Raw genomic sequence first — 12,527 nt, 5'->3', positions numbered from 1 at the left:
GTTTTTTGTACTAAATGGTGAATTGTTGCGTTTAATTATTTATTAAAATTTTAAAAATGAAACTAAAATACATTCTTTTCTTTTTGAACTTTCTGCTTATTTTTTCAACTGCGGTTGCAGCCAATTTTAGTGGAAAAATAACCAATGCAACGGAACAAGAAGTTGTCATAGCTGGTTTGAATTTTAAATCTTCATTTGCCATTAATCCAGACGGCACTTTTTCAAAAGATTTAGATTTAAAACACAATGGTATTTACATGTTTGTTAATGGCTCTAACCGATGGGAAATATACATGACCCAAAATAGTATTTTGCAATTAAATTTTGACGAAAAAAACATCTATCAAACCCTTATTTATTTAGGAAATACTGCTGATGAATCGCTTTATTTATTTCAAAAAAGTAAATTATATGATTCTAAAAATTTTGATGCCCAAAAAACCTACTCATTAGACGAAGAAGAGTATGTGAAAGTTATTGATCAGTTAGTGATTACGAATTTGGAATTGCTTAAAAAATCAAATATTACAGACACTTTTTTTAGAAAATCGGAAGAAAAAAACATCATATACAATGCACAAAGCTTTTATCATAATTTCAAATACATGCATTCCTATTATAAAAAATCTTCGATTCCAAAAGGCAAAATTTGTGAATCCAGATTGTTCAATAGAGACACCATACAATTTAGTTTTGATGAATTTTTATTTAGTTCTGTGTTTAGAGGTTATGTAAACGGTCGTTTTGTTTCTTCGTTTAGTCCTAAATTTAAAAAAAATCCTTCTGAAGCTCAAGAAATTATAAAGACTGAATTAAGCATTATAAACAACCCCGTGATAGAAGACTTTATTCTAAAAAGTTTGGCTTTACAACAAGACAATTACAATGACAAAGATCATTATATTATTAAAGCAATTATTGCTTTAACTAAAGATGAAGAGTTTAAAAACCAATTACATACAAAACTTGAAAACATCGGAAAATTTGTGGCCGGATCTCCAGCACCTAATTTTCAATTAAATGATCAAAATGGAAACACCGTAAGTTTATCCGATTTTAAAGGGAAAAATATCTATATCGATTTTTGGGCCACTTGGTGCAAACCATGTGTAGCAGAAATTCCTGATTTAAAAAAATTGGAGGAAAAATTCAAGAATAAAAATATTGTCTTTTTGAGTATTTCTTTGGACAGTCAAAAAGATATTGAAAAATGGAAAAACTTCATTATTAAAAAAGACCTAAAAGGAACACAATTAATTGTCGAAAATGCCTGGCAATCAGAAGTTGTAAGTCAGTATTTGATTGAATCCATTCCGAGATTTATACTAATTGACACTAATGGAAATTTAGTCGACATAAACGCTCCAAGACCATCGATGAGTAAGGTCAACAAAGCAATTAATCGATTGGATAATTTGTAAAAATTGTCATCAAATAAAACCCAATAGCGAAAGTTGTTGGGTTTTTATTTTTGAACCCAATAAGACATTTAAGAACATAAAAGAAAACTTAATTGAACTTATATGTCTTATAGGGTAAAAATTTAAGATTGCATTTCCATAAACAATCGTTCCACATCTTCCTTTTTAAAAAGTTGTGTTCCTTCGTTCATAGTGGCTGCTGTTCCGCAACAAACTCCGAGTTGGATGACTTCTTTTAAAGGTTTGTTATGCGATAATGCCCAAACCATTCCACCAACCATGCTATCGCCAGCTCCAACCGTACTTTTCTTCTCAACTTTGGGTGCTTTTACTAGATGAGTTTCGTCTTTGGTGACTAAAATCGCGCCGTCGGCTCCGAGTGAAACCACAACTATTTCAGCACTTCCTTTGGTAATTAAATCTTTGGCGGCTTGTTCCACTTCGGGTAATTCCAATCGTTCTACACCTATTAATTTAGCCAATTCACCAATGTTGGGTTTGATTAAATACACTCCGGTTTCAACAATTTTTTCCAACGCTTCGCCCGAAGTATCAACAATTATTTTGACATCTGATTTTTTAGCTACTTCAATGATTTTTTGATAAAAATTGGGTTCTAATCCTTCATTCAAACTACCACTGATGACTAAAAATGAAGTTTTCAATTCTTCAATTGTAGATAGAATCGTCTCTTTTTCATCTTCTGAAAATTCATTCCCAGGAAATCCAAATCGGTATTGCGCTTTGGTCGTGTTTTCGAAAGCGATAAAATTTTCACGTGTCCAATTTTTAGTTTTTAGGACTGAAGTTTCGATTCCTTCGCTGGCAACTAATTCCTCTAATAATTCACCTGTTGAACCACCCGAAGTAAATACACAAAGTGAATTTCCGCCTAATTTTGAAATGGCTTTGGATACGTTGATTCCGCCACCGCCAGCATCGTACCGTGGTTTTTCGCAGCGTATTTTTTTCTCTGGAATCAATCCAGTAAAATTGGTCGATTTATCCAAAGACGGATTAACAGTAAGAGTCGTAATAGAGTGCGTTTTCATCATTAAAATTTTAAGTACTGTAAAGGTGCGAAAATTTATTGTTTTTTCACTTTTACTATAAAATACTATCTTTGACTAAATACCCTATTATGCTTGACGAATCACCCAAACGTTTTGACCGAATCATTGCCATTTTGATTCAATTGCAATCGAAAAAGATTGTAAGAGCGCAAGAATTGGCCGACCGATTTGAGGTGAGCTTGCGCACTATTTACCGCGATATTCGCACTTTGGAAGCTTCGGGTGTTCCTGTTTACGGTGAAGCCGGAATTGGTTATTCGTTGGTTGATGGTTATCGATTGCCACCAGTGATGTTTACACGTGAAGAAGCGAGTAGTTTTATAGCAGCTGAAAAATTGATGGAAAAATTCATCGATAAAGAAATGGGACAACATTACCAATCAGCGATGTTCAAGTTGAAATCGGTGTTACAAAATTCGGATAAAGATTGGGTTTCTACTATAGAATCGAATGTAGTAATTCAGCCACCTATGGGAAATTTGTTCAATGAAAAAGTTCCCAATGCGATGGCCATTTTCTTTAAAAGTATAGCTGATAAAACTCAGGTTGTTTTAAATTACCAAGCCTTTGATGCCGAAGTTTCTTCTGAAAGAACGATTGAACCTGTTGGGATTTTTCACGATCACAACAATTGGTATGTATTAGGATATTGTCATTTAAGAAATGATTATCGTCAATTTCGTGCCGATCGAATAGAAGGCATTCAAAAAACTAATCTTCCATTCACCAAAGAACACCAGCCTTTGGAAATGCATTTGAATAAAGAAAAAGAACATCCAACTACTAAAGTGCGCCTTTTAGTTGATAAAAAAATCAGCAAGTTCTTAGCTTCTGAAAAAAAGTATCATGGATTTGTAGCTCAGAAAAATGTGGGTGATTTAGTAGAAATGACATTCTTATCGCGCGATATTGAGAACGGATTTGCACGATGGTTTTTGATGTTTGGCGATTATGCTACGATTTTAGAACCTGAAAGATTGAAAGAACGAGTTTTGGAATTGATGGAAACCTTCAAAGAAAGATTACAAAAAAAGAATCCCGAAAACTAAAACAGCATCGGGATTTTTTGTGATATAATTTTATACTTTTTCAAAGGCTTCAACTACGGCAAGATTGCTGATTAATTTCCACCGATTGTCTACATCCAAAACCAGAGAATTATAGGAAACGAAATAATTTTCTTCACTTTCAAGTCGTAAGGTAACTTGAGCAATTGTCCCAAAATCATCTACAGATTCTATTTTCATTTTTCGTGGTATTCCACCAAAAATCCCTTTTTTCACATTAGAAATGTATTTCCTTTTGTCAATAATGGCAATTCCGGGCTTTCCCATAAATTGATTACTCATCACTCGAAAATCGTCATGCAAAACACATTCCAATAGATTAGTGTCGCTGTGATCGCCTGCTTTTACAAAGGCTGTAATAACTAGTTTTATTTGTTCTTCTGTTGTCATGGCAGATAATGTGGTTGATTTGTTGTATTACATTTATCCTCTTTCCCAGAAAAAAGGCGGTTCGATTCCAAGAGCTCGCAAATACACATAACCTTGTCCGCGGTGGTGAATTTCATTATCAATAAAATAAAGAACATTATCGATGATGGGAAATTCGTATTGGCCAAATAAATTGAACTTTTCGCTAAAATCTTCTACTGATAATTGAGCCCAAAGACGATTGATTTCCTCGGTTGCTTCGTCCCATTTTTGCAAAAATTGAGCTTTTGTGGTGAGTTCGCCAATTTCTTCCGAATACGGTTTTGTATCGCGATTCACTATCCCTTTTAATGCTGGAGCTGCGATTGAAAGTAATTCGGTAGTTAATTTTGAAAAAGGTCGCATGCCACCAATCGAAAATTCGAAGAACTCTTTTTCTGGGAATGCTTCAATTACTCTTCGAGTAAGAGTTCGATGACCTTGCCAATGAATTAATAAATTTTCTTTGCTGATTACTTGAGCTGTTGTTGTCATAAAAATATGTTTTAATTTGTTTATGGTACAAAGCTAAAACAGCAAAGTGACAACAGTTTGTCAGCAGGATTTTAAAAAACGAAAAAAAGTTTGAAGATTATTTTATTTGTACCTTTGCGACCTAATTTAAGAAGATAAAATGTTAGAAGATAAAACTCCGCAACGTACTTCGATTGCTCAATTGGGCGAATTTGGTTTGATTGATCATTTGACGAAAAATTTTGATGTAAAGCAACCTTCAACACTAAAAAGCATTGGTGACGATGCCGCTGTTTTGGATTTTAAAGATAAAAAAGTTGTCGTTTCGACTGATTTATTAATTGAAGGTGTTCATTTTGATTTATCATACATGCCTTTGCGTCATTTAGGATATAAAGCAGTTGTTGTGAATGTTTCTGATATTTGTGCGATGAATGCGAAACCGACACAAATTACAGTTTCGGTAGCAGTTTCGAATCGTTTCCCTTTAGAAGCTTTAGAAGAATTATTTGACGGAATTGCATTAGCGGCCAAGTTCTATAATGTAGATGTAATTGGTGGTGACACAACCTCATCACAAAAAGGATTGATTCTTTCAATCACCGCAATTGGTGAGGCAAATGAAGAAGACATCGTGTATCGAAATGGTGCTAAAGAAACCGATTTATTAGTAGTGACGGGCGATTTGGGTTCGGCCTACATGGGATTGCAAGTGTTGGAACGAGAAAAGCAGGTGTTTCAGGTAAATCCGAATAATCAACCGGATTTGGATGCATATACTTATTTAATTGAACGTCAATTGAAGCCCGAAGCGCGTCACGACATCAGAGAATTATTTTCAAAATTAGAATTGAAACCAACGGCTATGATTGATATTTCTGATGGATTGTCGTCGGAGATTTTACACATTTGCAAGCAAAGTAAGGTAGGTTGCAATTTGTATGAAGAAAAATTACCACTGGATCCGCAGTTGATTAATGTGTGTGAAGAATTCCAAATTGACAGTACTACTGTGGCTATTAATGGTGGTGAAGATTATGAGTTATTGTTTACTATTGCTTTGGAAGACTACGATAAAATAAAAGCCAATCCCAACTTTACCGTAATAGGTCACATGACGCAAGAAAGCGAAGGTTGTCATTTGGTTACAAGAGCCAATACTAAAATTGAGTTGAAAGCAAGAGGTTGGAATGCGTTAGAGGAATAAAAAAACAAATTTCACAAATTAGTACAATTTAATCTTTGCTAATTTGTGAAATCTGTGCTAATTTTTTATTTACTTCAACATCATGCCATTGGTTTTGGCGATGTCTAATAATTCTTGATTGGAACATTTTTTCTTTCCGATGAGCTCTTTCATGTTTTCGATGCGAGAAAGTACCGAAGCAGAGGAAATAGGTATGTAAAGAGCAACATCATCGTCTTTGATGCCTTTACTCAAAAAGTGCAGGATTTGTCGGTCGATTACATCTACATACACTTTTTCGTTTTGTTGTTGGTTTAAGAAATTGATTACCGATTCGCTGTAGTACTTTTCACCTTTCAAAACAGTTTCTATAGCAAGAAGCATATTGTCAAAAGTCAAATCGTTTTTAATGACTAGACCAATTGGATCAATTTCATCAATTATCGTTTGAGCCTTGAGACGTTCCGAATGCATGGTAAGAAGAATTACTTTGCAATTGGACATTTCATTGTTAATTAATTTGGCTAAATCTTCACCCGTTGAAATATTTTTCTCAGGATAATCGGGCATGCTGATATCGAGAAAAGCATAGTCAAAAGTAATACCCGAATTCATGATGGTTTCGTAACCCGATTTGCAATCAGAGGCTTTGGTAATGGTAAATTCGTATTTTTTGTTGGGAAATCTTTTGATGACATTTTCATATCCTTGGATGATAAAAGGATGATCGTCAACGATTAATAAGTTAATGTTTTGGGGCATTGGTATTACATGTTTATGGTTTCATTTTCGAGTGGAAAAGTAATAATTATTTTCGTTCCTTTTCCAATTTGTGATTTAATATCTATTTTCCCTTGACATTGGTGCACACGATCAACAATATTGTTCATTCCTATTCCTTTGGTTTTCTTTCCATTAGTGTTGTAGCCTTTTCCATCGTCTTCTACAGAAAAAATTAAATTTCCTTTTGGATCTTTATTAAAGATGACATTGATTTTATTTGCTTCGGCGTGCTTGTTGATGTTTTGCAATGCTTCTTGTAAAATGCGGTACAAGTTGATTTTTATGGTGTTGGATACTTTTTCCCAATCAATTTTATCGCTAATTAAAGTATTGATTTTGGCTTTATTAATTTTAGACTGTTGTTCCAACAAGTTGTTGATGATGGCCACAAAGTTGTTGATTAAGACCAAATTCTCCCGACTCAACTCGTGCGAAATCTCGCGCAGATCTTGCTCAATTACTTTAAGTTCATTTAAATATTCCAACCGTTGTTGTTTGGTTTCTTCGTCGTCAAAATTATTCAATCCATCCAAATTAAGGCGCAAACCAAAAAGTCGGCCAAGAACACCATCGTGCAATTCTTTGGAAATGCGTTTTTTCTCTAGGTCACGACCTTCTTCTAATTGATTTTGATGTGAGATGATGAGTCGGTAAATTTCTTCGTTGGCTTGTTGTTGCGTTTGCTTAAGTGCTAACTCACGAGCCTTTAATCGCTGAAAACGCGCAAAAAACAAAAATCCACCAAATACTATAGCAATTGCAAAGTAATTGAGGATGTCTCGGTTTTGTTCGGAGAGTTGGGTGTTTTGTTGAATTATTTCGTCTGTTTCTAACTGAAGTCTGGCAAATCTATCTAATGAATTTCTCTCAGCAACTTGAAGGCTGTCGCTAATCCTAATGTAATCTCTTGAATGTCTTGATGAATTTACTTTGTCAACAATCGATAATTGTTTTAATGAAGCTAAAATATCCCCGGAAACATTTGTAGATTTTGATATTACCAATGCTTCTTCAGCAAATTTTTTGGCATTCAAAGTATCTCCTACATAATTATAATATTCTGATAAATGTATTTTATTCAGAAAAAGTCCTTGTGTAAATCCGTTCTCTTCAGAAATTCTTATTGCTTTATAAAAAAGCTTTGGTAATTCTTCAAAATCTTTGATTTTAAATTTAGAATAGGCATAATTATCTATAAGCATCGAGTATAAATCAGGGCTATCAATCAATAATTTTTCATCTTTCATAGCCTCCCTAAAATATTCTATTGCTTTTTTATGCTCATTTAAATTTTGATATACAAAGCCTATATTGTTTTGAGACCTGGCAGAAAGGTGAAGTTTAGTGTCAAAATTACTTTTTTTTGCAATTTCTAAAGCTTTAAAGTGATAATTTAAAGCATTGTCAAAGTTTTTAAGTTCATTTGAACTTATTCCAATATAATTATATGCGTTATATATATTTTTAAAATCATTAGAGCCTTTTAAATAACTCAACGCAAAACTTGAAGACTGTTCACAACCAAAATAATCTCCTTCGATGAATTGTACATAAGCCTTCTCAAGGTAATTTTTCCCGAAAGAAATATTATCCTCAAGAGTTTTATATACTTTCTCCGCTTTTACTAAATATATAAAAGCACTATCTATTTTATTGAGATCTATATAATGATTTGCAATTAAATTATATGTTTTAGCGGTCAACTTTTTATCGTTGCTTATTTTTGTATTTGTTATTAGAAAGTTCGATACTCTTAAAAATTCTTTTGAATTGTTTAACCTAGATAAAACTACTGCAATATCAAAAATTTTCTTTCTGCTTATGCTGTCATTTTTTTTTGATAAATAAGTGTATGCCTTTTGAGAAAACTCGTTTCTTTTTTGATAATTTAAATTTTCATTTTTAGCAAAATTTATATATATATCAATACTGTCTGATGAAAACTCAGTACTATCAAAATCTTTATTATCCTTGCAGCCAAAAATAAAAAAAATAAAAAAAAATGTTATCCAGTATTTCATCTTTCATAAAAAAGCTAAAATACAAAATAACACCATATAAAAAAACTTTCACATTTTATATGTGAAAGTTTAAAATATTTAATGTGGTAATATACTATTTAGTGGGTCTTAACGCGGACTGTCCACCAATGCTGTAAGTAGGTCTTAAAGCTGATTGTCCTCCTATATCATTAGATGGTCTTAAAGCCGATTGTCCTCCAATACTATAAGTAGGTCTTAAAGCTGACTGTCCTCCTATGTCACTTGGTGATGAAAATGAAGTTAATGAAATCATAACCGCAAATACTCCATACATTAATAATGAATTTTTCATAATTTCTAGTTTTTTATGTTTTGTTAAAATTGGGTTCTTCTAAAAGTCTTTGTTTTTCACAAATTGTTTGGGGACTTTTATTTGGTGTAAAATTAATTCTACAATGAGAGTCGATTGCAAGCTTCACGCGTGTATAATGTGGATTACACTCGTTTGATAGTGAATGAATGCCAAATCTGGGTGAATGGTCAGATTTTAAAAACAGGTAGAAATACGGGGTAGATTTTACTTAATTTAATAATTAAAATATTGATAATCAGTGTTTTAAATAATATAAGACTTAAAATTTAACTAGAATAGTTATCGTGCTAAGTTGCTAAAGAGTTCTACATTATTTGAAAAACAAGTAAAATTACGGGGGTAGAATCGAGACTTTTTTTGTAAGAGTTAGTGATTTCAGAACTATTTTAAGATCTGTAAATTTGAAGTGCTGCTTTGTGTTTTAAACACATTAGATGTGTATTAGAATCAGTGTTGTTTGATTTAACACAAATTCATAATTGATTTACCCTAAAAAACATTTAAGATTAGAAAAGTTTGTAAACACATAGAAAAATAGATTTTTCTCTTTCTTATAAAGCGTTTCACTTGATAATTGATTCCATAAAGTATAAGCATGACACATAACCTAATGTTTGATTGCTACTGTGCAGCTTATTATCGTTCCAATTTCTGGTGTGGAATGAATGTTGATTGTTCCGTTTATGGATAAAATACGTTGACTCATGTTGTGTAAGCCTATGCCTTGTTTGGCTTCGTTTACATCAAAACCGATTCCGTTGTCTTGGATGGTTAGGCTAAGCTGGCTCTTTTGTTGGATTAGATTAATTTGCATCAAGGTCGCCTGAGCATATTTGTTGCAATTGTGAACCGCTTCTTGAATAATACGGTACAAATTCATTTTAATCTCAGACGAAATGGTCTCCCAATTAATCTTTTCATCCAACTCTAAATGATACTTTGTTAGATGAATTTGATTTTGCTGACTAATGAAGTCGGTCAAAACAGAAGCAAAACGATTTTCGTTAGTCGTTTCCTCTTTGGAAAGTTCGTGTGTTAGACTTCGAATCTCGTCTTCAATTTCTTTGATGGTTTGAATGTGTTGTTTGGCATAATTGGTGTTTTCAGTATTAGTTTGCTGAGTAAGTGTAAACAAATTAAACCGCGTACTCGCCAATCGATTCATCACGTTGTCGTGCAACTCCAAGGCGATGCGTTTTTTTTCTTGTTGTTTGGCTTCTTCCTCTTTTTGCTTTTGCTGAAGCATCAGTTGGTAGATTTCTTCATTGGCTTTTTGCTGATTTTGAATCAATAGAAATTCCTTTTTTTGGTTTTGTTGCTTATAAATTATAAATAGCAATATAACGATAATTAAAACACTAGCTATTATTGAGGTTTGAACCCATTTTAGCTTTATCTCTTTTTCTTTTTCTTGGGCTATTTCATCGGTTTCTAGTTGAATTTTTAGAAACCTACTTCGCTCTCTTCGCTCTCTGTTTAACAAACTATCTGCTAGAATATCATATTGAACAAAAGCTTGAGATGCTTTATCTTTATTAACTTTCCCTACATGAAGTAGAGAGTTCATAACGTCGTAAGGTGGTGCTTTTATTTTTCTTGCTAATATTAAAGCCAAATCAGCATACTTTTGAGCTTCTTTAATCTTCCCTTTTAAATAGCATAACTTCGAATATTCTATCAATAAGAAAAACTCTTCGCTTGGATTATACTTTTTTATTAAAAATAATAGTTTTTCAAATTCTTCATCTAAACCTTCTAGTTCATTTAATTGTATTTTACAACTAAAAATTGAAAAATAGTTTGCCAAAAAAATTTCTGCTTCAATATTCTGTAAGTTTTCAATTTCTAAAGATTTTTTGTAATAACTAATTGCTTTTTCAAAATCTTTCCTTTGAAAATAAAGATTGCCTATGTTGTTCAAAATAAGGGCTTTCTCTGATTTGAGATCAAGTTTATTCAATACTATAATATCAAATCCTTTATTATACTGTATTAGCGCTTCATTAAAGTTAAAATTTGCTTTATAAACATTCCCTAAAGAATTGTAAACATAAATTAAAGACTTAAGGTTTTTAACTTTGATTAATATATTTTTTGCTCTCAAAATTTCTAGCTCAGCACTCGAATAATCATTAATAATATGAAAAACGGTTCCTTTAGATAATATTGTAATTGCTAAACCGTTTAAGTCCTCAGTTTTTTGATACAATTTTTCCGCCTTTTTATAGCAATAAAAAGCACTATCAAATTTTTTTGGAACGGTTCTATAGTAAGCTCCTTTATATCTGTAAAACCTTGCTAAATTCAAAGTATCATTCGACTCTTCTGATTTCTCAAAATGAAGTTTAGATTTTTCTAAATAATCAACACTATCTTTAAAATTCATACTATTCAAAGCTGTCTCACACAAATACCACCTCACCGTACTATCATTCTTCTCCAAATCGATAAACGAAAAGGCTTTGTGATTGTATTTTTTGCGGGTTTCTGTGGGTAACGTGTCAATGCTAGCGAGTTTAAGGTATTTTTCTACAGAATCATTACGAGAACTGGTTGTGGTTCTCTTTTTTGTGCAAGAGACAACCAATAGAATTAGAAAAAAGATACAATATTTTAGGTGTAATTTCATTGTTTTGTTTTGAACCATATAAGGCATTTAAGATCAGATAAGTTGTTCTATTTTATCACATAGAAACATAGGTTCCTTGCTCTGTTATGTTAAAAATATTTCACTTGATTATAGATTTCATAGTATTTATCACTTTTCAAGTTACAAATTACAAAATTCATTTAGTTCGCAATTGTTACAGGTAATTAATTTTCACCAAAAACAAAGTGATTTCCAGAAAAAATTCTGAAAATCACTGTTTCACTATTTGTGAATTCAATTGCCGGCTTACTTGACTATTTTTAACTATTTAACTGGCGTATACTACAAAATGGCAATCAAACTGGGCTCACAAATAGCTTTAAAATGTTACATAAAAAAGAAAAACGGTAATCAATACACTTACCAATGTAAGAATGATGTTTACAGTCGTTTCTGCCTTTTTATTTTCTTTCTTTTTTAACAAACTAAAGAAAATAGCTATCGAAATCACAATAATTCCAATCAGATAATAACTTTTTGTTTCACTACTGATGTCAAAAAACAAAACATTCATACTCAAAGGCTTTTACAAATTTCAATTGGCTTTTTAACTTAACTAATTAATAACACGGTAAAATTAAAACAAGAATTAATTCCTTTGGTACACAAAAAGTGTACATTTTAAAAAATGATTCAATTCAAAAATTCAACCTCCAAAAAAACAAATCCGTTGTTATCAATGCTGTAACTGCCTTTTTTAATGGTTATTTTTAGATTATTGTCCAATCGAGTAACCGAACTCTCAATTACTTCAATTGTCTTGATCTTGGATAGTTTGTGCTTTTTAGGTTCGATTAAATCGGTCAGTAAAAAGCCGTTCTGAACAGTATCAAATGCCACTTCCGATAGCCCAGAAAACGATTCATATTTGGCTTTACTTATTACTTGACACGGAATTTCACCATCTGAAAACGGTCCGCCACAACACACCAGAATCACTGAAGGTGTAACCGATTCAAATTCGGCCACTTTAACTTCAAATTCGGCACAATAAATGGAATTTTGTTCTTGATTTGATTGATTTTCCTGAGCAGAAGTTAAAAAAGGGAAAATCAACCACAGACACATTGGAATTATGACTGTTTTTTTCATAATTTTGCTAATAATTTT

The 12,527-nt window shown here is 32.2% G+C and carries 12 protein-coding genes; 3 read left to right on the top strand and 9 right to left on the bottom strand.

The window, feature by feature from the left end; translation table 11 throughout:
• Positions 1–56: 56 nt before the first annotated feature.
• Positions 57–1,421 (top strand): TlpA disulfide reductase family protein, encoded by a 1,365-nt coding sequence (locus VK161_RS02860; RefSeq protein WP_324213247.1) that lies wholly within the window; start codon positions 57–59, stop codon positions 1,419–1,421.
• 122 nt (positions 1,422–1,543) lie between these two features.
• On the opposite strand, the gene VK161_RS02855 is transcribed toward VK161_RS02860, so the two are convergent.
• Positions 1,544–2,476, bottom strand: a complete 933-nt coding sequence (locus VK161_RS02855) for a 1-phosphofructokinase family hexose kinase (protein ID WP_324213246.1) — start codon at positions 2,474–2,476, stop codon at positions 1,544–1,546.
• Between the two features lie 86 nt (positions 2,477–2,562).
• On the opposite strand from VK161_RS02855, the gene VK161_RS02850 reads away from it, so the two are divergent.
• Positions 2,563–3,543, top strand: coding sequence for a YafY family protein (locus VK161_RS02850; protein ID WP_324213245.1), 981 nt, complete (start codon positions 2,563–2,565; stop codon positions 3,541–3,543).
• A gap of 30 nt (positions 3,544–3,573) precedes the next feature.
• Here the strand turns inward: VK161_RS02850 and VK161_RS02845 are convergent, their stop codons facing one another.
• Positions 3,574–3,951, bottom strand: a complete 378-nt coding sequence (locus VK161_RS02845) for a nuclear transport factor 2 family protein (protein ID WP_324213244.1) — start codon at positions 3,949–3,951, stop codon at positions 3,574–3,576.
• Between the two features lie 33 nt (positions 3,952–3,984).
• The gene (locus VK161_RS02840) at positions 3,985–4,464 is read right to left on the bottom strand and encodes a DinB family protein (RefSeq protein WP_324213243.1); all 480 of its coding nucleotides are present in this window, start codon (positions 4,462–4,464) and stop codon (positions 3,985–3,987) included.
• A gap of 139 nt (positions 4,465–4,603) precedes the next feature.
• On the opposite strand from VK161_RS02840, the gene thiL reads away from it, so the two are divergent.
• On the top strand, positions 4,604–5,650 hold the full coding sequence (thiL, locus tag VK161_RS02835) for a thiamine-phosphate kinase (RefSeq protein ID WP_324213242.1): 1,047 nt from the start codon (positions 4,604–4,606) through the stop codon (positions 5,648–5,650).
• 69 nt (positions 5,651–5,719) lie between these two features.
• Here the strand turns inward: thiL and VK161_RS02830 are convergent, their stop codons facing one another.
• The 6 genes from VK161_RS02830 to VK161_RS02805 all read right to left on the bottom strand — a co-directional run bounded on the left by VK161_RS02830 (position 5,720) and on the right by VK161_RS02805 (position 12,509).
• Positions 5,720–6,391, bottom strand: a complete 672-nt coding sequence (locus VK161_RS02830; protein WP_324213241.1) for a response regulator — start codon at positions 6,389–6,391, stop codon at positions 5,720–5,722.
• 5 nt (positions 6,392–6,396) lie between these two features.
• Positions 6,397–8,433 carry a tetratricopeptide repeat-containing sensor histidine kinase gene (locus VK161_RS02825; RefSeq protein ID WP_324213240.1) on the bottom strand — a complete coding sequence of 679 codons (2,037 nt, stop codon included), beginning with the start codon at positions 8,431–8,433 and terminating at the stop codon, positions 6,397–6,399.
• A 94-nt stretch (positions 8,434–8,527) separates the two neighbouring features.
• Positions 8,528–8,746: a hypothetical protein gene (locus tag VK161_RS02820; RefSeq protein ID WP_324213239.1), complete on the bottom strand. Its 219-nt coding sequence runs from the start codon at positions 8,744–8,746 to the stop codon at positions 8,528–8,530.
• Positions 8,747–9,374: 628 nt separating this feature from the next.
• On the bottom strand, positions 9,375–11,396 hold the full coding sequence (locus VK161_RS02815; RefSeq protein WP_324213238.1) for a tetratricopeptide repeat-containing sensor histidine kinase: 2,022 nt from the start codon (positions 11,394–11,396) through the stop codon (positions 9,375–9,377).
• A 340-nt stretch (positions 11,397–11,736) separates the two neighbouring features.
• Positions 11,737–11,931, bottom strand: a complete 195-nt coding sequence (locus VK161_RS02810) for a hypothetical protein (protein WP_324213237.1) — start codon at positions 11,929–11,931, stop codon at positions 11,737–11,739.
• 119 nt (positions 11,932–12,050) lie between these two features.
• Complete coding sequence (locus VK161_RS02805) at positions 12,051–12,509, bottom strand: hypothetical protein (protein ID WP_324213236.1); 459 nt, start codon at positions 12,507–12,509, stop codon at positions 12,051–12,053.
• Positions 12,510–12,527: the final 18 nt, after the last annotated feature.

Origin of the sequence: Flavobacterium sp. (assembly GCF_035299245.1) — a bacterium.
GTDB lineage: Bacteria > Bacteroidota > Bacteroidia > Flavobacteriales > Flavobacteriaceae > Flavobacterium.
Note: the sequence above shows the minus strand (reverse complement) of the source record. Positions and strands in the feature narration are given on the sequence as shown.